Source organism: Pseudomonas sp. BF-R-24, from assembly GCF_019947335.1.
Lineage (GTDB): Bacteria > Pseudomonadota > Gammaproteobacteria > Pseudomonadales > Pseudomonadaceae > Aquipseudomonas > Aquipseudomonas jessenii.
Window position 1 is genome coordinate 15192 of the sequence record NZ_JAGYGG010000031.1, and the last position, 20879, is coordinate 36070.

General features: G+C 60.1%; 17 protein-coding genes. 7 read left to right on the forward strand and 10 right to left on the reverse strand.

The features are described from left to right. Positions 1 to 83: 83 nt before the first annotated feature. Positions 84 to 1802, reverse strand: coding sequence for a bifunctional isocitrate dehydrogenase kinase/phosphatase (aceK, locus tag KGA98_RS21425; protein ID WP_150814860.1), 1719 nt, complete (start codon positions 1800 to 1802; stop codon positions 84 to 86). A 159-nt stretch (positions 1803 to 1961) separates the two neighbouring features. Between aceK and KGA98_RS21430 the strand changes: the two genes are divergently transcribed. Beyond that, the gene (locus tag KGA98_RS21430; protein ID WP_057715984.1) at positions 1962 to 2870 is read left to right on the forward strand and encodes a DMT family transporter; all 909 of its coding nucleotides are present in this window, start codon (positions 1962 to 1964) and stop codon (positions 2868 to 2870) included. A gap of 139 nt (positions 2871 to 3009) precedes the next feature. On the opposite strand, the gene KGA98_RS21435 is transcribed toward KGA98_RS21430, so the two are convergent. From KGA98_RS21435 to KGA98_RS21460, 6 genes are all read right to left on the reverse strand, one after another. Continuing rightward, positions 3010 to 4590 (reverse strand): aldehyde dehydrogenase (NADP(+)), encoded by a 1581-nt coding sequence (locus KGA98_RS21435; protein ID WP_223503682.1) that lies wholly within the window; start codon positions 4588 to 4590, stop codon positions 3010 to 3012. A gap of 74 nt (positions 4591 to 4664) precedes the next feature. Then, positions 4665 to 5660 carry an AraD1 family protein gene (gene araD1 / locus KGA98_RS21440; RefSeq protein WP_223503684.1) on the reverse strand — a complete coding sequence of 332 codons (996 nt, stop codon included), beginning with the start codon at positions 5658 to 5660 and terminating at the stop codon, positions 4665 to 4667. Positions 5661 to 5712: 52 nt separating this feature from the next. Continuing rightward, a complete protein-coding gene (locus tag KGA98_RS21445) occupies positions 5713 to 6888 on the reverse strand; it encodes an L-rhamnonate dehydratase (protein ID WP_007972458.1) in 1176 nt (391 codons plus the stop codon). 329 nt (positions 6889 to 7217) lie between these two features. After that, positions 7218 to 8222, reverse strand: coding sequence for a 4-hydroxythreonine-4-phosphate dehydrogenase PdxA (locus tag KGA98_RS21450; protein WP_154860792.1), 1005 nt, complete (start codon positions 8220 to 8222; stop codon positions 7218 to 7220). Then, a complete protein-coding gene (locus KGA98_RS21455; protein ID WP_223503686.1) occupies positions 8219 to 9178 on the reverse strand; it encodes an amidohydrolase family protein in 960 nt (319 codons plus the stop codon). The genes KGA98_RS21450 and KGA98_RS21455 overlap by 4 nt, the downstream gene beginning before the upstream one ends. Further along, positions 9171 to 10511 carry an MFS transporter gene (locus KGA98_RS21460; protein WP_223503688.1) on the reverse strand — a complete coding sequence of 447 codons (1341 nt, stop codon included), beginning with the start codon at positions 10509 to 10511 and terminating at the stop codon, positions 9171 to 9173. The genes KGA98_RS21455 and KGA98_RS21460 overlap by 8 nt, the downstream gene beginning before the upstream one ends. A gap of 445 nt (positions 10512 to 10956) precedes the next feature. Here KGA98_RS21460 and KGA98_RS21465 point away from each other — a divergent pair, with 445 nt between their 5' ends. The 4 genes from KGA98_RS21465 to KGA98_RS21480 all read left to right on the forward strand — a co-directional run bounded on the left by KGA98_RS21465 (position 10957) and on the right by KGA98_RS21480 (position 15093). Beyond that, on the forward strand, positions 10957 to 11970 hold the full coding sequence (locus tag KGA98_RS21465) for a Bug family tripartite tricarboxylate transporter substrate binding protein (RefSeq protein WP_223503690.1): 1014 nt from the start codon (positions 10957 to 10959) through the stop codon (positions 11968 to 11970). A 52-nt stretch (positions 11971 to 12022) separates the two neighbouring features. After that, positions 12023 to 12556 carry a tripartite tricarboxylate transporter TctB family protein gene (locus KGA98_RS21470; protein ID WP_154910890.1) on the forward strand — a complete coding sequence of 178 codons (534 nt, stop codon included), beginning with the start codon at positions 12023 to 12025 and terminating at the stop codon, positions 12554 to 12556. Next, entirely contained in the window at positions 12553 to 14082 is a 1530-nt protein-coding gene (locus KGA98_RS21475; protein ID WP_223503692.1) for a tripartite tricarboxylate transporter permease, read from the forward strand. The genes KGA98_RS21470 and KGA98_RS21475 overlap by 4 nt, the downstream gene beginning before the upstream one ends. A 69-nt stretch (positions 14083 to 14151) precedes the next feature. Then, positions 14152 to 15093, forward strand: a complete 942-nt coding sequence (locus KGA98_RS21480; protein ID WP_150814869.1) for a LysR family transcriptional regulator — start codon at positions 14152 to 14154, stop codon at positions 15091 to 15093. A gap of 46 nt (positions 15094 to 15139) precedes the next feature. Here the strand turns inward: KGA98_RS21480 and KGA98_RS21485 are convergent, their stop codons facing one another. From KGA98_RS21485 to cysK, 3 genes are all read right to left on the reverse strand, one after another. Then, on the reverse strand, positions 15140 to 16003 hold the full coding sequence (locus KGA98_RS21485) for a DMT family transporter (protein WP_223503694.1): 864 nt from the start codon (positions 16001 to 16003) through the stop codon (positions 15140 to 15142). Between the two features lie 497 nt (positions 16004 to 16500). After that, a complete protein-coding gene (locus KGA98_RS21490) occupies positions 16501 to 17439 on the reverse strand; it encodes an aspartyl/asparaginyl beta-hydroxylase domain-containing protein (RefSeq protein WP_223503696.1) in 939 nt (312 codons plus the stop codon). Between the two features lie 261 nt (positions 17440 to 17700). Beyond that, a complete protein-coding gene (gene cysK, locus KGA98_RS21495; protein WP_223503698.1) occupies positions 17701 to 18675 on the reverse strand; it encodes a cysteine synthase A in 975 nt (324 codons plus the stop codon). Between the two features lie 129 nt (positions 18676 to 18804). On the opposite strand from cysK, the gene KGA98_RS21500 reads away from it, so the two are divergent. Together KGA98_RS21500 and KGA98_RS21505 are read left to right on the forward strand one after the other, a co-directional pair. After that, positions 18805 to 19878: a DUF748 domain-containing protein gene (locus tag KGA98_RS21500; RefSeq protein ID WP_223503700.1), complete on the forward strand. Its 1074-nt coding sequence runs from the start codon at positions 18805 to 18807 to the stop codon at positions 19876 to 19878. Between the two features lie 145 nt (positions 19879 to 20023). Next, entirely contained in the window at positions 20024 to 20869 is an 846-nt protein-coding gene (locus KGA98_RS21505) for an AAA family ATPase (protein ID WP_057715989.1), read from the forward strand. Positions 20870 to 20879: the final 10 nt, after the last annotated feature.

Sequence of the window (20879 nt, forward strand, 5' to 3'; positions counted from 1 at the left end):
ACTGGATGTATAGCGACCACAAAATCAGGGCACACTGCAGTCAAATGTGGGAGCGAGCTTGCTCGCGATGGCGTCAGTGAGAACTACTCGTTGTCCAAGCCTTTACGCCGATACGGAAACACATCAATCACCTTCCCCGCCCGAATCGCTTCCTGAAGGCTCTTCCAGTAATCGGCGTTGTACAACTCGCCATGCAACTGATCGAACAACTTGCGTTGCCCCGAATCGGCAAACAGGAACGGTGGAAACTCTTCCGGGAACACGTCCAGTGGCCCGATCGAGTACCACGGTTCGGACGCCATTTCATCTTCGGGTGTACGTGGCAGCGGGATGTGGCGGAAATTGGCCTCGGTGAGGAAGCAGATCTCGTCGTAGTCGTAGAACACCACCCGACCGTGACGGGTCACCCCGAAGTTCTTCAGCAGCATGTCGCCGGGAAAGATGTTGGCCGCCGCCAGTTGCTTGATCGCCAGCCCATAGTCTTCCAGGGCCTCGCGCACCTGCGCCTCGTTGGCATTCTCCAGGTAGAGGTTCAGCGGGGTCATGCGGCGCTCGGTCCAGCAGTGGCGGATCAGCACCGTATCGTCGTCCACCGACACTGTGGACGGTGCGACTTCCAGCAGTTCCTCCAGGCACGCCGGATCGAACTTGCTCAGGGGGAAACGGAAGTCGGCGAACTCCTGGGTATCGGCCATGCGCCCGACCCGGTCGACGCTTTTCACCAGGCGGTACTTTTCGATCACCGTGGCGCGGTCGACGTTTTTCGACGGCGAGAAACGGTCCTTGATGATTTTGAACACGGTGTTGAAACCCGGCAGGGTGAACACGCTCATGACCATGCCGCGCACGCCGGGGGCCATGATGAACTGGTCGTCGGTATTGGCCAGGTGATTGATCAGTGCCCGGTAGAACTCCGACTTGCCGTGCTTGTAGAAGCCGATCGAGGTGTACAGCTCGGCAATGTGCTTGCCCGGCAGGATCCGCCGCAGAAAGCCGATGAACTCCGCCGGCACCGGCACATCCACCATGAAATACGAGCGGGTGAACGAGAAGATGATCGACACGTCTGCTTCATCGGTGATCAGCGCATCGATCTGGATGCCGCGCCCCTCCAGGTGCAGCAATGGAATTGCCAGCGGCCATTGCTCGTCGGCGGTATAGATGCGCCCCACCAGGTACGCGCCTTTATTGCGGTACAGCACCGAGGAAAACAGCTCGACGCTCAGCTCCGGATCCTTGCACACCCAATCCGGCAGGTTCTCGCGCAACTGCGCTTCGAGGCGCTTCAGGTCACCGGCCAGGTCGGCGTAATCCTCGCTGAAGCGGTAGTCGGCGAAGATGCTGGCGAGCATCGCCGACAATTGGCCTTGCGGCTTGTAGGTGCGGGTTTGCGCGGCCCGGGCACGGCGCAGGCTTGGCCGGGTGGTGTGGATGAACATGCAGCCGTCACTGATCAGGTCATGGCTGAACAGCCCGCAGAAGATCGAGTTGTACCAGGTCTCGGACAGTTCATCGTCGAAGCGCAGGTCGATCAGGCTGATGTAGGCGTTTTTGACCAGCGGCCAGCAGCTGACGTCCAGGGTGTCGGCGTCAAACGCGGTGCGCAGTCGCTCCACCGTTTCACCGACCTTGTCTTCATACAGATTGATCCGTGCCGCCGACGCCGTCTGCGTTTCCTGCCACTTGGCCTGTTCGAAGCGGGCCCGGGCACCGTCGGTGATCTGGCGAAAATGCTCGCGGTAATCGTCAAAGCCATCGAGGATCAAGCGGGCGATGTCGGCGGCTGGCCATTGCTGCGGCATGGTGAGACCTCTGCGGGAATTCGGGAGGCTTGAGCTTAGCCAGTGAACCGGGTGCAGGAGAAGCGTAATTTTCCGGGTGAATTAAATGCCCGGTTTTCGGTTGCCATCGATCACACACTCAGCAACACTTTCGCCCCTCCCCCAAGGAAGGACCGCTCTGTGAACCCCGTCGATATTTTCCGTTTACTGTCCCTGGCGGCCATTTGGGGGGCCAGTTTTCTGTTCATGCGCATCATCGCCCCGGTGATCGGCAGCATTCCTACCGCTTTTTTCCGTGTATCGATCGCCGCTGCCGGACTGCTGGTGATTCTCGGCCTGATGCGCATCAGTTGGGACTTCAAGGGCAAACTCAAGACCGTGATGCTGCTCGGGGTGATCAACTCCGGGATTCCGGCGACGCTCTATTCGGTGGCTGCGCAGGTGCTACCAGCCGGTTACTCGTCGATTTTCAATGCCACGACACCCTTGATGGGCGTGCTGATCGGCGGCCTGTTTTTCCATGAAAGGCTCACTGGCGCCAAACTCGGCGGCGTGTTCCTGGGGCTGTTCGGCGTGGGCGTGCTGACCCGTGCCGGTCCGGTGGCGTTCGATTTGGAACTGCTGATGGGTGCCGTCGCCTGCCTGCTCGCGACCACCTGCTATGGATTTGCGGGGTTTCTGGCCCGCCGCTGGCTCGATCAGGCCGGTGGTCTCGACAGCCGTTTGTCGGCAGTGGGCAGCATGCTTGGCGCGACGTTGTTCCTGCTCCCGCTGTTCGGCTACAGCGTGATCAGCCAACCACCCGCGACCTGGGGCGGCTGGAGTGTATGGCTCTCGTTGCTGGGGTTGGGTCTTGGATGCACGGCGTTTGCGTACATTATTTACTTCCGCCTCCTGAGCTCGATTGGTCCGGTGAAATCGATGACTACGACCTTTTTGATCCCGCTGTTCGGCGTGCTGTGGGGGGCGCTGTTTCTTGATGAGCCATTGTCGATGGCGCATGTCTATGGCGGGATGTTGATTGCGCTGGCGTTGTGGTTAGTGTTGAAGCCGGCGGCGGTGAAACCGGGTTTGGTGGCTGGCCGGTAGTGTTGTGGCGTTGCGGATGACGCCTTCGCGGGCAAGCCCGCTCCCACATTTGATCAGAGTGTTCACAAATTATGCGTTCACAACAGATCCAGTGTAGGAGCGAGCTTGCTCGCGATGGCGTCAGCCCAGGCACCGACAATTACAAGGCTGAATCACTGACCTCCCCATCCACCAACCGCCGAATCCCCAGCGGATTGCCGTTCTGCAACGCCTCGGGCAGCAATGCATCCGGATAATTCTGGAAGCACACCGGCCGCAGGAAGCGGTCGATAGCCAGGGTGCCCACCGAGGTGCCCCGCGAGTCGGATGTCGCCGGATACGGCCCGCCATGCACCATGGCCTCGCAGACTTCAACCCCGGTCGGATAGCCGTTGAGCAAGATCCGTCCGACCTTTTCTTGCAGCAATTCAGCCAGCCAGCGGTACTCCAGTAATTCGTTCGCCTCACCAATCAGCGTCGCCGTCAATTGCCCGCGCAGGCCCTGCAACGCTGCCGCCAACTGTGCCCGGTCCTCGACCTCAATGACGATGGTGGTCGGCCCGAACACTTCCTCCTGCAGCAACTCATCGCCCTTGAGCAACAGGCTGACATCGGCTTTGAACACCTGCGGCTGCGCCTGATTGCCCTGTTGCGGTCGGCCCGCCAGGTGGGTCAGGCCCGGATGCTCGTGCAGTTCACCAAGGCCCCGGCCGTAGCTGGCCAGCGCACCGGCGTTGAGCATGGTTTGCGCCGGTTGCTGGTTCATGTGGGCGCAGAATGTCTCAAGAAAAGCACTGAACTGTGGCGAGCGCACAGCAATGACCAAGCCCGGATTGGTGCAGAACTGCCCGCAGCCCAGGGTCACCGAACCGGCCAATTGCGCCGCGATCTGCTCGCCGCGCACCTTGAGGGCTTCGGGCAGCAGGAACACCGGGTTGATGCTCGACATCTCGGCGAACACCGGGATCGGTTGTGGCCGGGTCGCCGCCATGTGGCTCAGGGCATTGCCGCCCTTGAGCGAACCGGTGAAGCCCACCGCCTGAATCGCCGGATGCTTGACCAGCCATTCGCCGACACCGCCACCATAAATCATGTTGAACACACCGGCCGGCATAGCGGTTTTTTCCGCCGCGCGGATGATCGCGTCAGCCACCCACTCGGCGGTTGCCATGTGCCCGCTGTGGGCCTTGAACACCACCGGGCAACCGGCAGCCAGTGCCGAGGCGGTATCGCCACCGGCAGTGGAAAATGCAAGCGGGAAGTTGCTGGCACCGAACACCGCTACCGGTCCGATGGCGATGCGGTACTGGCGCAGATCCGGACGCGGTAACGGCTGACGATCCGGCAATGCCCGGTCAATGCGCGCACCATAGAAATCGCCGCGACGCAGCACCTTGGCGAACAGGCGTAACTGGCCGCTGGTGCGTGCGCGCTCACCTTGAATACGCCCGGCCGGCAACGCGGTTTCGCGGCACACGGTGGCGACGAACTCATCACCAAGCCCGTCGAATTCATCGGCAATGGCATCGAGGAACCGCGCACGTTTTTCCGCACTCAGGTTGCGATAGACCGGGTACGCCGCAGCCGCCGCTTTCGCGGCAGCATCCACCTCGGCTTCGCTGGCCTGGAAGAAGGTTTGGGGCAACGGCTCGCCAGTGGTGGCGTCGAGGCTTTGCAGCTGCAGCGTACCGTTGGCACTGCGGCGACCGCCGATGTAGTTGTGTCCAGATAATGTGGTCATGAGTGATTCCTTGATCGTCTGGCTAGCCGAAGATTTGTGCGGCGCTCTTGAGTCCATCGCGAGCAAGCTCGCTCCTACAGCGTACGCACCTGACCGATGCCAAGCGGCTGGGCGCTTTCTCCGATGCCGTTGACCAACGGCTCACCGAACTCATCGAGACTGATCTGGAAGCGATCCCCCGGTTGGGTTTTCACCCCGTCGGCAAACGACAGCGTGGCGGTGCCGAAGTAGTGCACGTGGACATCGCCGGGTCGCAGAAACTGCGCGTATTTGAAGTGGTGGAATTCCAGGTTGGCCAGGCTGTGGCACATGTTGTCTTCGCCGCTGAGAAACTCCTTTTCCCAGATCGTTTGCCCGTTACGCTTGATGCAGCTGGTGCCCACCAGATGCCTGGGCAATTCACCGACACGCAGCTCCGGACCGTAGGAGCAACTGCGCAGTTTCGAATGGGCGAGGTACAGATAATTGCGCCGCTCCATGACGTGGTCGGAGAACTCGTTGCCCAGCGCAAAACCGACACGGTATGGCTGGCCGTCGTCGCCGATTACATACAGGCCGGTCAGCTCAGGTTCTTCACCGGCATCCTCGGCAAACGGCGGCACCGGGAAATCCGCACCGGGACGCACGACGATGCTGCCGTCGCCCTTGTAGAACCACTCCGGCTGCGCACCGACCTGCCCTGCCGCCGGTTTACCGCCTTCCAACCCCCACTTGAACATGCGCATGGTGTCGGTCATGCCGGCTTCGACTTCGCCATCATGCTGGTGCATCTTGTCCCGCGCCGACGCACTGCCCAGATGGGTCAGACCGGTGCCGCTGATCAGGCAGTGAGCGGGGTCTTCGTGGTCCAGCGGTGGCAGTACTTTGCCCTGCTGCAACAGCGTCGCGTAATCCGGTCCCGGTTCGGTGCCGCGCAAGGCGACTTCTTCTTGCAGATTGCGTTGCGCACGAATCGCCGCCAGCGCCAGTTCACGGGTGCTGCGGGTATCGCGCACCACCAGAATCTGCGCCCCGGCGACCAGGCCGACCTGGCGCTCGCGGTCAGTGTTTTCAAATTGAATCAGGTGCATGTTGTGTCTCCGATCAGTCATCCGAACGCCGCTCGAATGCGGCGTTTGAAGGTCATTCGATGATGTTGAAATCGCTCAGGTACTCATCGGAGATTTCCAGGCCCAGGCCCGGCTTGTTGTCATCCAGCTGGATGTAGCCGTTGACCGGTTGCGGCTCACCCTTGAATACGTAGTAGAAGAGTTCGTTGCCGACCTCGACGTCGAACACCGGGAAGAACTCGGCCATCGGCGAGGCGGTGGTGGACATGGTCAGGTGATAGTTGTGCATCTGCCCGGCATGGGGGATGACCGGCACCGACCAGGCTTCGGCCATGGCGTTGATCTTGCGCGCGGCGGTGATGCCGCCGACGCGGTTGGTGTCGTACTGGATGACGTCGACGGCGCGGCGTTCCAGCAGGTCCTTGAAACCGTAGGAGGTGAACTCGTGCTCGCCGCCGGAGATCGGCATGATCCCCATCTTCTTCAGCTCGATGTAGCCTTCGATGTCGTCGGCGATTACCGGTTCTTCGAGCCAGCGCGGTTCGAATTCGGCCAGTTTCGGCAACATGCGCCGGGCATATTCCAGGGTCCAGCCCATGTAGCATTCGAGCATGATGTCGACGTCGGGACCGGCCAGCTCACGCAGGGCGCGCACTTGTTCGATGTTGCGGCGCATACCTGCCGGACCGTCTTTCGGGCCGTAGCCGAAACGCATTTTCAGCGCGGTGAAACCCTGGTTCAGATAGCCCTGGGCTTCTTCGAGGAACAGGTCGAGGTTGTCGTTGGCGTAGAGCTTGGACGCGTAGGTCCAGATCTTTTCCTTGGTGCGCCCGCCGAGCAGTTTGAACACCGGCTTGTTCACCGCTTTGCCCATGATGTCCCAGATGGCGATGTCGATCGCCGAGATCGCCGCCATGCCGATGCCCTTGCGGCCCCAGGCGTGGCTCTGGCGGTACATTTTCTGCCAGATGTATTCGTTGTCGAAGGGGTCTTCGCCGATGGCGATCGGTGCCAGGTAGGTGTCGATGATTTCCTTGGCCACACGCGGCGCCAGGGCGCAGTTACCGATGCCGACGAGGCCGGTGTCGGTCTCGACTTCCACCACCAGCCAGCCGTGGAAACGGAACGAGCCCATGGCGTCGCCACGTTCGAACAGGATGTCGCTGGCGTTGGTGCAGAAGTGCGCTTGTGGCGGGACGACTTTGCCTTTCCACTCGAAAACGCGGGTACGGATCGCTTTGATTTTCATGAATACAGTTCCTTGGGCTGCCGGCTTCTTGTCATTGTTGGTCGTGTGCGCAGAGCCTTTTGATGGAGGGGCTCGGACATTCGATGGGCCGACTTTAGCCAGCGCCCGGGGACTGCGGATAATCACTTATGCGTATCCGGCGATAACCTGGGGTGATAGCCATACCCAGTAAGTTGGCTGATCGGGTTATCAGCCATACACAAAACAAATGTGGGAGCGGGCTTGCTCGCGAATGCGCTGGGTCAGTCGACACAGTTGTCGTCTGACCCAGCGCATTCGCGAGCAAGCCCGCTCCCACAGGGGATTTTTGTCGTTTTGGAAATCCGGGTTCAGTGGCGGTTGTGCCCCATCCGGCACGCAATCTCGAACGCCTGGCGGATCGCGCCGACGTTGGCCTTGCCCTGCCCCGCGATGTCGAACGCAGTGCCATGGGCCGGGGTGGTGATCGGGATCGGCAACCCGCCCTGCACCGTCACCCCACGAGAGAAGCCCATCAGCTTGATCGCGATCTGGCCCTGATCGTGGTACATCGTCACCACTGCGTCGAAGGCACTGGCATCGCCCTGGACCTTGAGGAAAATCGTATCGGCCGGATAAGGTCCGTCCGCCGCGATTCCCAGCGCCTGGGCCGAGCGGACCGCCGGGCCGATGATGTCCAGCTCCTCGCGACCGAACGAGCCGTTGTCGCCGTTGTGCGGATTCAAGCCACACACACCGATTCGTGGTTTCTCCAGACCATTGCGCTTGAGCGCCGTGTCGATCAATTGAATCGCTTCCACCACCCGTTGCTGGCTGAGCAGGCCTGGCACATCGGCCAGGGCCACATGGGAGGTCACCCGTGAAGTCCAGAGATTGTCGAGCACGTTGAATTCGCAGAACGGCCCGTGGAAATCCAGCAGCTCGGCGAACCAGTGCAACTCGTCACTGTGGGCCATGCCGGCCATGTGCAACGAGGTTTTGTTCAACGGGCCGAACAGTACCGCATCAGTGGTGCCGGCCTCGGTCAGGCGCAGGGCTTTTTCCAGGGTGTCGAGGCTGTAGCGACCGCCGATCACACTGGCTTCGCTGCGAGGAAACTCACCGATGGTGTCGCCACGAAAGTCATAGAACAACGGCGTGTCATCGACGAATGCCAGATGCTCCAGGGACTCGACGCGACGATAGGGAAACTCCATCCCGGCGATGCGCATGCCTCGACGCATTTCCGCTTCGTCGGCAATCAGGATCACATTGGCCTGGCTGCGCACTTCGGGCTCGCCGAGCAGGCGGGCGATCAGCTCAGGGCCGATGCCCGCCGGGTCCCCAAGGACCATCGCGATGGTGGATTTGCTCATGCTTCACTCCTCAAGGGTTCAGGCTGCGCCCGGTCGATGGCGCAAGGTTCGCAGCGATAGACCCGCTGCGCGTTGCTGTAGAAAAGTCGCTCCTGATCGGCCGTCGGCAGATCGGCGACGATGGATTTGAAACCGCTGTAGATGTCATCGAACGAGCCGCAGAGGCTGTCCACGGGGAAGTTGCTGGCGAACATCGCCCGGTGGCTGCCGAACATCGCGATCACTTCGCGCACGATCCAGGCGTTGTCCTTGGCGCGCCAGCGCTGGCCGCCCTGCCCCAGACCGGAAATCTTCACCTGCACATTTGGCCACTGGGCCAGTCGCGCCATCGCCAGACGCCATCCCGCCAGGCCTTCGGCACTGCGGTCGTTGGGCAATCCGGTATGGTTGAGAATCAGCGTGATACCGGGAAAATCCCGGGCCAGGCGCTCGGCCTCGTGCAGGTTCCACCAGGGTGTCTGCAAGTCGAAATGCAAGCTCAGCCCTTCGAGCGTGGCGTAACTGCGGCGCCAGCGTTCGTCGCTCATCAGGCTGCGCATATGCCCGACTTGTTGCGGCGTGGCCGGCCCGCCGGGTTTGTGCCGCACGCTGCGCACATGCTTGAAGCGCGCCTGTTCGGCCAGGACATCGATGGCGTCCGGGTGGTCGAGCCAGGCTTGCGCCACGATCGCATTGGGCACGCCGTAGCGAGCGGCCAGTTGTTCGATGAATCGGGTTTCGCCAATCGGGTCCTTGGGGTTCCATTCGGTCTCGACGTACACCGTTTGCACCACGCGATGCTCGCCGGCATCGGCGAAGTAATCCTCGGGAAAATAGCGACGTTTGATGGCGCTGTAGTCACCGTATCGAAACGGGATATTGGCCTGGGGCGCGAGCCAGGGGTGATCGTTGACGGTCGGGTCCCAGAAGTGATGATGGGCGTCGATGATCGGGCCGTTCCATAACGCATTAGTCATGACGCACCTCATCCAGGCTGATGAACAAGGTCGCCAGCACGAAGACTGCCGAGCACGCAGCGAAGAACCCGAGCACCGGAGCAAAGCCACCGGTCGCTTGCAGGATCACCCCCACCAGAATCGGTACCGCGATGCCGCCCGTGCTGCCGGCCATGTTCATCACGCCGCCGATCAGGCCGACCCGCGCCGGTGCCGCCAATAGCGCCGGGAAGCTCCAGTAGAGACTGCCCCACATCAGGAAAAACGCGGTCATGGCCAACAGCGCCACCGCCGCAAAAGAATTACTCAAGGTCGGCAGCAACAGGAACGCGCCCAGAGCCACCAGGCCGGAAAACGCCAGCAGGCTCTTGACCGCCACACCGCGGCTGACGCCTTTGCGGATCAAGCCATCGCAGAGGAAACCACCGGTCAACGAGCCGAGCGCACCGCAAACGAAGATCACGAAGGTCGCCGCACCAATGCCCTTGATATCAAAACCACGGGCCTGGGCCAGGTAACTCGGGCCCCAGGTCAGCAGGCCGAAATACACCATGGCCCAACTGGCCCGGCCGATCAGCAAACCGCTCAGGGAACGGGCCGCGATGCCCAGGCCTTTGACCGCTACCCGCGCGGCTTCGGCAGCGGGAGTGGCGCGACCGGCGTTGATCTTCTCCAACTCATCTTCATTGACCTGCGGATGACTGGCCGGGTCATCGCGCAGGTAACGCCGCGCCAGCCAAGCCAACACCAGGGTCGCAATACCGGCGATCACAAACGCCAGGCGCCAGGAGTCCAGGGAGGCAATCAGCCAGGCAATGATCAACCCACCAAGGGCCACGCCCAACGGGCTGCCACTGTCCATCAGCACCGCCCCGCGACTGCGCTCGCTCGGCGCCAGCCACAGGGAAATCAGTTTACCGCCCGACGGGAACAGCGGTGCTTCGGCGGCCCCCAGCCCAACCCGGGCAAACAACAACGACAAGCCGCCGGTGGCGAACGCCGCCAGCACCTGAAACGTGCCCCACAACCCGGTGGACCAGCTGATGACCCGGTGCGGACCAAATCGATCAATCAACCAGCCGCCCGGAATCTGCAACAACGCATAGGCCCAGAAGAAGCTGCTGAGGATCAGCCCTTGCAGGCTCGGTGACAGGGAGAATTCATGGGCGATGGTCGGCATCGCGATGGACAGCGACACCCGGTCGATCAGGTTGACCATGGTCAGCGCGAAAATGATCGCGAAGATCCGCCAACGCACGTTGCTGGCCTTGGCGGTGGAGCTCTGCGCGGGTACTGCGGCCTGGGGCTGGATATCTGCACCGGCCAGATTCAGGGATGCACTGGAACGAGCCATGGTGCGTACCTCTTTTATTATTTTTGTGGAGACAGCAGCGCCGCTTCCTGGCGACGTTTGTGAGCACTATCGAAGGCTCGGTGATAACCGTCTAATCAAAACTTGAAATCAGGCGATAGCCTCGAGTTATGTCATGCCCTGCTTTCAATGCCCTTTCAACCATGCACGCCCTTCACTGTAGGAGCGAGCCAGCTCGCGATGGACTTCAACAAAAACGCTTGTTTCCTGAGTTAACGCAGCGCCCTTGAGTACATCGCGAGTAGGCTCGTTCCTAGAGAAGTGCCTCTTCGTTTGCCGAGCTATAACCCCAGGCTATCGGTGTATGTATTGTTTTGACTAGACGCCGTGCCCGCACCTTCACACACTCAGCCCAGGCTTGCGGCTTCACGGCACAGTCAAGTCGCTCATAACAATTACAAGAACATAAAAACGAGGCTCTTCCATCATGCGAAATGCATTCGTCCGTCGCACCTCCCGTCTGTTTCTCGGCTGCACCCTGATCACCGCCAGCGCCCTTCCCGCTTTCGCTAACGCCTGGCAACCGGACAAGAACGTCGAAATCGTCGTCGCCGGTGGCCCCGGTGGTGGCACTGACCAGCTCGGTCGCCTGATCCAGTCGATCATCACCACCCACAAGCTGCTCGAGGTGAACACCATCGTCCTGAACAAGGGCGGCGGCAACGGTGCCGAAGCCTTCCTCGACATGAAAATGAACAAGGGCGATGCCGAGAAACTGGTGATCGGCACCAACAACATCTACCTGTTGCCTCTGGTGTCCAAGCTCGGTTACCAGTGGCAGGAGCTGACCCCGATTGCCGCCGTGGCCGAGGATGACTTCATTCTCTGGAGCTATAAGGGCGCGCCGTGGAAGGATGCGAAAAGCTTCTACGAAGCGGTCAAGGCTGACCCGTCGAATCTGCGCATGGGAGGCAGCCAGTCCAAGGACGTCGACCAGACCCTGACCCTCCTGCTGAACCAGACCAACAACAGCAAACTGGTGTACATCCCGTTCAAGAGCGGCAGCGAGGCCGCGACCCAATTGGCCGGAAAACACATCGCCGCCAACGTCAACAACCCCAGTGAAAGCATCAGCCAATGGCGTGGCGATCAGGTCGAGCCGCTCTGCGTGTTCAGTAAGGAACGCATGGCCTACACCGAAAAAGTCGCCGGCGACAAATCCTGGGCCGATGTCCCGACCTGCCACGAACAGGGCCTGGGCATCGATCAGTATCGCTTCCCGCGTACCGTGTTCATGCCCGGCGATATCAGCGCCGAACAACGGGCGTTCTATGTCGAGCTGATGCGCAAAGTCACCGAGACGCCGGAGTTCAAGGCCTACGTCAAACAGAACGCACTGGTGCCAACCTTCCTCGAAGGCGAGCCGCTGACCGCCTACATCGAAAAAGACACCGCCCGCGTCACCCCGGTGTTCAAAGAAGCCGGTTGGTTGAAAAACTAAAGTTGTCACGACCGCTCGCCTGCGGGCGGTCGTCATCTGCTGGAGGTGTTTCATGTCCCATTCTTCGGATTCACCGGCACGGGTCGGCACCCGTTGGGTCGAACTCGGCCTGGCGTTGTTCACCACCCTGATCGGGGTTGTGGTGATGTTCGGCAGCGTCGAGCAAGGCATCGGCTGGGGGGATACCGGCCCCGAGCCGGGTTACTTCCCCTTCTACATCGGCCTGATGTTGAGCGCCGCGAGCATCGCCAACGGCGTGTTGACCGTGGTGCGCTGGCAAGCATTGAGCGTTGCGTTCGTCAGTTACAGTGCATTCAAACAAGTGATGTCGGTGTTCATCCCGATTGCACTGTTCGTCGGCGCCATGCCCTTCACCGGCATCTATGTGTCCTCGGCGTGTTTCATTGCCTGGTTCATGTGGCGTGACAAAGTGCGCGCCAAACCGTACAGCAAATGGATGATTGGCAGCGTGTCTCTGGGCGCGGTGCTCGCCAGTTACCTGATTTTCGCGTTGTGGTTCAAGGTGCCGCTGGATGCCGGCCCACTGGGCGACTGGATTGCCCTGGCCGGGAGAAATTTCAAATGAGCGAGTTCGATTCCCTGCTGCAAGGCATGAACCTGATCCTTACGCCGGGCCATATCGGCCTGATGGTGATCGGCGTGCTGCTGGGCATCCTGGTCGGCGTGTTGCCCGGTCTCGGTGCCCCCAATGGCGTGGCGCTGTTGCTGCCGCTGACCTTCACCATGTCACCGGTGTCGGCGATCATCCTGTTGTCGTGCATGTATTGGGGCGCGCTGTTCGGCGGCTCGATCACCTCGATACTGTTCAACATCCCCGGAGAGCCCTCATCGGTGGCGACCACCTTCGACGGATATCCGATGGCTCGCGAAGGCCGCGCCGCCGAAGCGCTGACCGCCGCGTTCAGCTCGGCCCTGATCGGCGCGCTGTGCGGTGTGTTGCTGCTGACTTTTGTGTCGACCCGGATTGCCGAATTCGCCATGTCCTTCAGTTCGCCGGAGTTCTTCGCGGTGTACCTGTTGGCGTTCTGCACCTTCATCGGCATGAGCAAGAACCCGCCGCTGAAAACCGTGGTGGCGATGATGATCGGTTTCGCCATGGCGGCGGTCGGCATGGACACCGTGTCCGGCAACCTGCGCCTGACATTCGACCAGCCGATCCTGATGACCGGCATCAGCTTCGAAGTCGCGGTGATCGGTCTGTTCGGCATCGGTGAAATCCTCTGCACCGTCGAGGAAGGCCTGGTATTCCGTGGTGAGCATGCGCGGATCACGCCGATGGTGATTTTGCGCACCTGGGCGAAATTGCCGCGCTACTGGTGGACGATTGTGCGCAGCACTCTGGTCGGTTGCTGGATGGGCATCACCCCGGGCGGACCGACCGCCGCGTCATTCATGAGCTACAGCCTGGCCCGGCGTTTCTCGAAGAACCGCGAAAACTTCGGCAAGGGCGAAATCGAAGGGGTGATCGCCCCGGAAACCGCCGACCACGCCGCCGGCACCAGTGCCCTGCTGCCGATGCTGACACTGGGCATTCCCGGTTCCGCTACGGCCGCGGTGATGCTCGGTGGCTTGATGATCTGGGGCTTGCATCCGGGGCCGACGCTGTTCGTCGAGCAACACGATTTTGTCTGGGGCCTGATCGCCAGCATGTACCTGGGCAACGTAGTGAGCCTGATCGTGGTGCTGACCACCGTGCCGTTGTTCGCTTCGATCCTGCGCATTCCGTTCTCGATCATCGCGCCGATCATCATCATGGTCTGCGCCATCGGTGCCTACTCGGTGCACAACTCGTTCTTCGACGTGGTGCTGATGCTCGGCTTCGGTGCGCTGGGTTATCTGTTCAAGAAACTCGGCTACCCGATTGCGCCGCTGGTGCTGGCGGCGGTGCTGGGGGACAAGGCAGAAGATGCGTTCCGCCAGTCGATGCTGTTCTCCGACGGGCACCTGGGGATCTTTTGGTCCAACCCGTTGGTCGGCAGCCTGACCACGGCAGCGCTGCTGATGCTGTTCTGGCCGTTGATTTCCAAAGCGCTACAAAGCCTGATGGGCCTGCGCAAATCCCACGTTGCCAAGGCAAAATCGGTGCTGTGACACAGCAATGCTGGCAACGCCTGGCATTTGTTGTCAGGCTTGCCGCAGTCCTTCTTTCGAGCACGGCCAATGACCCGAATTCCTGATGCCAATGTGATCCACAGTCGACTGCGCCTGCGCCAACTGCGGCTGATGTTGGCATTGCAGGAGTTCGGCTCGCTGCGCCGCGCCGCCGATCACATCGGCATGACCCAGCCTGCCGCGACCAAAATGCTCCATGAGGCCGAAGACCTGTTGGGCGTCGAACTGTTCGAACGTCTGCCCCGGGGCATGCGCTCTACGCCGTTCGGGGAAACGGTCATTTACTACGCACGCATGGTGTTCGCCGAACTCAGCGGCATGCGTGAAGAACTGGTCGCCCTCGAATCCGGCAACCTTGGCCGGGTCGCGGTCGGGGCCATTCCGGCGCTGGCCTCGGGGCTACTGACCCGCACCATCGCCACCTTGAAACAAAGTCACCCGCGCTTGTCGATGAGCATTCAGGTCGACACCAGCGACGTACTGGTGCAGGCACTTTTACAGGATCAACTGGATATCGTGCTGGGGCGGATTCCGGCCGGTGCCCGGGCCGAAGAGCTGCTGTTCGACAGCCTTGGCGAGGAAGCTCTGTGCGTGATTTGCGGCGCACAGAACCCATTGGCGAAGGCCACGCAACTGAGTTGGGCCGAATTGCAGAACATGACCTGGGTGCTGCAACAGCAGCCCAGTCCGATGCGCGCGATCATCAATCAGGTGTTCCACAACGCGCGGGTCGATATCCCGAGCAGCATCGTCGAAACCACCTCGATCATGACCTTGCTATCGTTGATTCAACAGACCGACATGCTCGGCGTCACGCCGCTGTCGGTGGTCGAGGATTACCCTGGCCGCGATTTGCTCGCGGTGCTGCCAATCAAGTTCGAGGCACGACTGCCGCCTTTCGGACTGATCACCCGGCGTCATCGCATTCAGTCTTCGGCAATGCAGGCGTTCATGAATTCGGTGCGGGCCGAGCACGCACTGGCCAAATGAAAAAGGCCCGAAGCATTGCTCCAGGCCTTCTCGGGATTGCACGCAATTACGCGGCTTTACGGAACACAAACACCAGACCGACGATGATCAGCAGCATGCCGAACAGGCTCAACATCGCCAGGCGATTGCCGAAGATCAGATAGTCCATCACCGCCGTGACCGCCGGTACCAGGTAAAACAGGCTGGTGACATTCACCAGATTGCCCCTGGCGATCAAGCGATAGAGCAATAGCGTCGCCAGCACCGACACCACCAGCCCCATCCACAACACCGGCAGGATGAAACCGCTGCTGTGCTCGAAGTGAAACGGCTGGAAGGGTACGAAAATCCCGCACAACAGCAGTCCGGCCAGATACTGCACCGGCAGTGTGCCGAGGGGATTGTCGGTGATGCGTTTCTGCATGATCGAACCGAAGGTCATGCTCGCCAACGCCAGCAGACCGAAAAGCATCCCGGCCAGCGACACCCCGGCCAGCCCGATGCCCTGATAGACCACCATGATCAATCCGCTCAGGCCCAGGGCCAGACCGAACATGCGGCTCCAGGAACGCTGGCGTTCCATCAGCACCACGGTGAGGATCGGCTGCACGCCCATGATGGTCGCCATCACCCCGGGCGTGACTTTAAGGTCCAGGGCCAGCAGATAGAAAATCTGGTAGGCCCCCAACAACACCACACCGGTGACCATCGCATACAGCATCGGCTTGCCGCCCTTGGGCAACTTCAGCTTGAGCAACGGCACCAGCAACACCAGGCCGCCCAGGGCGATGACGAAACGGAACATCAGGAAGGCAAAGGGCGACGCGTGGGCCAGCCCCCATTTGGAGAAGATCGCCCCGCTGCTCCACAGCAGAACGAACAGGCTCGTGGACGCCGCCGCGAGCGCGGAGTTTTTCGAAAGGACAAACATGAATACCACCTGTAGTCAGGCAAAAAGCCAACTCAGCCGAAGCTGAAATTCAGTCGTTTTTTTCAGGCGGGCGCTTTTTCAGACGTGCTTGGGAACAGCAGAGAGCAGCTGATCAGCCCGAAATGCCAACGCCTGGCGGTGAGACCACCGCGCACACTGGCGTGCGACTGACAGGAGGGGGGTAATGACTGATCTGCCCCGGCTGCTGATTCCCGCACGGCACGACGCCAGCGTTGACCGCTGAATCGACTACCGCGTTGATGAGGGATGCAGGCATTGGGCTGATCTTTACTCGAGGGATAAAAAAGTGAGTCCGAAACTCACCGTGCGCCGACTATAACCAGCGTTCGACATGGATTGCAACGACTCGACCAAAAGGTCAGCTACGACAGTCGGTACAGAGTCTGCATTGTGCGGTTGGAGGGGTATTCAGGGATTGCGCGAAAACCTGTAAAAAACCGCTCACAACGAACGGTTCTTTTATTCTGTATCCGGCGTTAGCCAAACAACCAATACCCCAGCAACATCAGCACCAGCACCGCCAGTACCGGACGCAGTACACGGTAGGCCTTGGGATTGCGCCGCTTCCATTGCTTGACCACACCACTGAATTTATCGCTGGAGTTCTTGCTCCAGGCATAGACCCGGTTGATGCCCCCTACTCGCTCGTCATCAAGGTTCTGCGGTGCCGTCGCACGACCTAGCCAGGCGCTGATACTGCGATTGATGCGGGTCATGAAGCGATTGCTCAGCGGACGTTCGATATCGCAGAACAGTATGACACGGGTCTTTTGCGTTTCATTCTTGACCCAGTGCACGTAGGTCTCGTCGAACATCACGTCTTCACCATCGCGCCAGGCGTAAACCTGACCGTCGACAAAGATGCGGCAACCATCGGAATTGGGAGTGGACAGGCCCAAGTGATAACGCAGGGAACCGGCAAACGGATCGCGATGCGGATTGAGGTGGCTGCCGCCCGGCAGTAGCGCGAACATGGCGCCTTTGACGCTGGGGATGCTGTTGACCAGTTGCACGGTTTTCGGGCACAAGGCTTCGGCGGAAGTCAGCGGTTTGTCGTACCACTTGAGATAGAAACGCTTCCAGCCCTTCTTGAAGAACGAGCCAAAGCCGGCGTCGTTGTTCTTTGCCGCCGCGCGAATATACCCCTCGTCGAACAAGTGCATCGCTTCGTCGCGAATCACCTCCCAGTTGTCCTTGAGCACATCAAGTTCCGGGAACTTGCTGCGATCCAGATACGGTTTCGAAGGTATGCCGGAAAACAGGTACATCAGGGCGTTATAGGGGGCGAACAGTGCCGAATGGTTAACGAACTGGCGCAAAACCGGCAGGCGCGCCTTGCCGCGCAAATGCACATAGAGGGTGCTACCGAGAAACAGCAACAACAACGAGGCTTTCGCGGCAAACGACGGGATCATCGACAACTCCTTTGAAGATAAACGGCACCGCACCACGTCCATTGCCCGACGTAGCTATCAGTATGATAAACACTACCAACCCGATGAAAACCTGCACTTTTCAACATTCAATATTAATGAATGTGCAACAAACTTTATTAACATAAGGTGCCTGAACGCTGGCTGATGCAATCCATCATCAACCGGAACAGATCAATGGATCGCAACCAGCGATAACGCCTCAACCGTCAGCGCCAGCCACGATCCGCCAATGCCTGGCACTTACTGCCGATTTTCCTGTTCGGTAAACAGATCACTGAACAGCATGCTCGACAGGTAACGCTCACCGGAATCCGGCAAGATCACGACAATGGTCTTGCCCTGCATTTCCGGGGTCTCCGCCAGTCTTACGGCCACCGCCATGGCGGCGCCGCTGGAAATCCCGCACAAGATTCCCTCTTCCTGCATCAAGCGCAAGGCCATGGCCTTGGACTCTTCGTCACTGACCAGTTCCACCCGATCGACGATCGACAAATCGAGGTTCTTCGGCACAAAACCGGCACCGATGCCCTGGATCTTGTGCGGGCTCGGCTTGATTTCTTCACCGGCCAGGGCCTGGGTGATCACCGGCGACACCACTGGTTCCACTGCCACCGAGAGTATCGGTTTGCCCTGGGTATTCTTGATATACCGTGAAACCCCGGTGATGGTTCCACCGGTTCCGACGCCTGCCACCAGCACGTCGACCGCGCCGTCCGTATCGTTCCAGATCTCCGGGCCGGTGGTTTTTTCGTGGATGGCCGGGTTGGCCGGGTTATCGAATTGCGCCGGCATGAAGTACTTCGACGGGTCGCCGGCAACGATTTCACCGGCTTTCTCGATGGCGCCTTTCATGCCTTTGGCCGGCTCGGTCAACACCAGTTCGGCGCCCAGTGCCTTGAGTACCTTGCGGCGTTCGATACTCATGGACGCCGGCATGGTCAGCATCAGCTTGTAGCCACGGGCGGCGGCCACGAAGGCCAGGCCGATGCCGGTATTGCCGGAGGTGGGTTCTACGATGATCATGCCCGGCTTGAGTTTGCCGCTGCCCTCGGCATCCCAGATCATGTTCGCACCGATCCGGCACTTGACCGAGTAACCGGGGTTGCGCCCTTCGATCTTGGCCAGGATGGTCACACCACGCGGCGCAATGCGATTGATCTGCACCAGCGGCGTATTACCGATGGAGTGGGCGTTGTCAGCGAAAATGCGGCTCATGGCTGGGTCCTTAACGACAGCATTGAAATAGGGCATCAAGGTAAGCCTCTTGCCCGCAGGCGTCCAGTCGGGTCGAACGTCCGCCTATCAGTGCAGTCAATGGCTTTAGACAGCCAGAGATTTGCCACCATGAAACGTCGATACAGCTGGCCCCTGTGGACCCTCGCCGGCCTCGTTCTGCTGCTGGTTGCCTTGCACATTGCCCTGCCCTACATCGTGCGCGATTACCTCAACGAGAGATTGGCGAACATGGGTGACTACCGCGGCCAGATTACCGACGTGGACCTGGCCCTGTGGCGCGGCGCCTACAAAATCAACGGACTGAAAATCGTCAAGGTCAATGGCAAGGTCCCCGTGCCGTTCGTCAATGCGCCATTGATTGACCTCTCCGTCAGCTGGCACTCGCTCTGGTATGACCACGCAGTGGTGGCCGAGGCGCAGTTCGACAAACCCGAGGTCAACTTCGTCGATGGCGCCAACAAGCAAAACTCCCAGACCGGCGAGGGTACCGACTGGCGAGCACAATTAGGCAAGCTGCTGCCCATTACCCTGAACGAAGTGCGGATCAACGACGGCAAGATCAGTTTTCGCAACTTCAACTCCAAGCCACCCGTGAACATGAATGCCACAAAAGTGGATGCCAACATCTACAACCTGACCAACGTGGTCGACACCAAAGGCAAGCGTGATGCGCGCTTCGAAGGCAAAGCCCTGCTGCTGGGGCACGCACCACTGGAAACCACAGCCACATTCGATCCCTTGAGCGACTTCGAAGACTTCGAGTTTCGCTTGCGCACCACGGATATCGAGCTCAAGCGCTTGAACGACTTCGCCGCGGCCTACGGCAAGTTCGACTTCAATGCCGGCCATGGCGACGTGGTGATCGAAGCCACAGCCAACAAGGGGCGACTGACCGGCTACATCAAGCCGCTGCTGCGCGATGTCGATGTGTTCAACTGGCAGCAGGATGTGCAAAGCGAGGACAAGGGGCTATTCCGCTCGATTTGGGAAGCCCTCGTCGGCGGTACCGAGACCGTCTTGAAAAACCAGGGCAAAAACCAGTTTGCGACACGGGTCGAGCTCAAGGGTAATGTGCATCAGCAAGATGTCAGCGCATTCCAGGCTTTTTTACAGATTTTACGCAATGGTTTCATCCAGGCATTCAATGCGCGGTATGAACGGCCAAAGCCGGATGCAGGCTGAGTCACCAAGTGACGCCCCATTCAGAGACTGAATAAGCCGTCTGCGTTCACAGTCGACCGGACACCGCGTTATAGTCGGGGCTGACTCTTTTATTGCCCCCCGCCCTGCCTCGTACAGGTCGGCGTTACCGTTCGAGGATTAGCAGATGAAGTTCGAAGGCACCCAGGCCTACGTCGCCACCGATGACCTGAAGCTGGCGGTCAACGCCGCCATCACCCTGGAGCGGCCGTTGCTGGTCAAGGGCGAACCGGGCACCGGCAAGACCATGCTCGCCGAGCAACTGGCCGAATCCTTTGGCGCCAAGCTGATCACCTGGCACATCAAATCCACCACCAAGGCCCACCAGGGCCTGTACGAGTACGACGCGGTCAGCCGCCTGCGCGATTCGCAGCTCGGCACGGAAAAGGTCCACGACGTTCGCAACTACCTGAAAAAGGGCAAGCTCTGGGAAGCCTTCGAATCCGAAGAACGGGTCATCCTGCTGATCGACGAAATCGACAAGGCCGACATCGAATTCCCGAACGACTTGCTGCAAGAACTCGACAAGATGGAGTTCTACGTTTACGAGATCGACGAGACCATCAAGGCGAAGAAACGCCCGATTATCATCATTACCTCCAACAACGAAAAAGAGCTGCCGGATGCGTTCCTGCGCCGCTGCTTCTTCCACTACATCGCTTTCCCGGATCGCGTGACGATGCAGCGGATCGTCGACGTGCACTACCCGGACATCAAGAAAGACCTGGTCAGCGAAGCGCTGGACGTGTTCTTCGACGTACGCAAGGTGCCGGGCCTGAAGAAGAAGCCTTCGACCTCCGAGCTGGTGGACTGGCTGAAGCTGTTGATGGCCGACAACATCGGCGAAGCGGTACTGCGCGAGCGTGATCCGACCAAGGCCATCCCGCCGCTGGCCGGTGCGCTGGTCAAGAACGAACAGGACGTGCAACTGCTGGAGCGTCTGGCGTTCATGAGCCGTCGCGGCAGCCGATAAGGGTCAATGC

Excerpts from the sequence above, each read along its gene's own strand:
- aceK (WP_150814860.1), bottom strand. The coding sequence starts at position 1,802 with ATGCCGCAGCAATGGCCAGCCGCCGACATCGCCCGCTTGATCCTCGAT.
- KGA98_RS21435 (WP_223503682.1), bottom strand. The coding sequence starts at position 4,590 with ATGACCACATTATCTGGACACAACTACATCGGCGGTCGCCGCAGTGCC.
- araD1 (WP_223503684.1), bottom strand. The coding sequence starts at position 5,660 with ATGCACCTGATTCAATTTGAAAACACTGACCGCGAGCGCCAGGTCGGC.
- KGA98_RS21445 (WP_007972458.1), bottom strand. The coding sequence starts at position 6,888 with ATGAAAATCAAAGCGATCCGTACCCGCGTTTTCGAGTGGAAAGGCAAA.
- KGA98_RS21450 (WP_154860792.1), bottom strand. The coding sequence starts at position 8,222 with ATGAGCAAATCCACCATCGCGATGGTCCTTGGGGACCCGGCGGGCATC.
- KGA98_RS21455 (WP_223503686.1), bottom strand. The coding sequence starts at position 9,178 with ATGACTAATGCGTTATGGAACGGCCCGATCATCGACGCCCATCATCAC.
- KGA98_RS21460 (WP_223503688.1), bottom strand. The coding sequence starts at position 10,511 with ATGGCTCGTTCCAGTGCATCCCTGAATCTGGCCGGTGCAGATATCCAG.
- KGA98_RS21465 (WP_223503690.1), top strand. The coding sequence starts at position 10,957 with ATGCGAAATGCATTCGTCCGTCGCACCTCCCGTCTGTTTCTCGGCTGC.
- KGA98_RS21470 (WP_154910890.1), top strand. The coding sequence starts at position 12,023 with ATGTCCCATTCTTCGGATTCACCGGCACGGGTCGGCACCCGTTGGGTC.
- KGA98_RS21475 (WP_223503692.1), top strand. The coding sequence starts at position 12,553 with ATGAGCGAGTTCGATTCCCTGCTGCAAGGCATGAACCTGATCCTTACG.
- KGA98_RS21480 (WP_150814869.1), top strand. The coding sequence starts at position 14,152 with ATGACCCGAATTCCTGATGCCAATGTGATCCACAGTCGACTGCGCCTG.
- KGA98_RS21485 (WP_223503694.1), bottom strand. The coding sequence starts at position 16,003 with ATGTTTGTCCTTTCGAAAAACTCCGCGCTCGCGGCGGCGTCCACGAGC.
- KGA98_RS21490 (WP_223503696.1), bottom strand. The coding sequence starts at position 17,439 with ATGATCCCGTCGTTTGCCGCGAAAGCCTCGTTGTTGTTGCTGTTTCTC.
- cysK (WP_223503698.1), bottom strand. The coding sequence starts at position 18,675 with ATGAGCCGCATTTTCGCTGACAACGCCCACTCCATCGGTAATACGCCG.
- KGA98_RS21500 (WP_223503700.1), top strand. The coding sequence starts at position 18,805 with ATGAAACGTCGATACAGCTGGCCCCTGTGGACCCTCGCCGGCCTCGTT.
- KGA98_RS21505 (WP_057715989.1), top strand. The coding sequence starts at position 20,024 with ATGAAGTTCGAAGGCACCCAGGCCTACGTCGCCACCGATGACCTGAAG.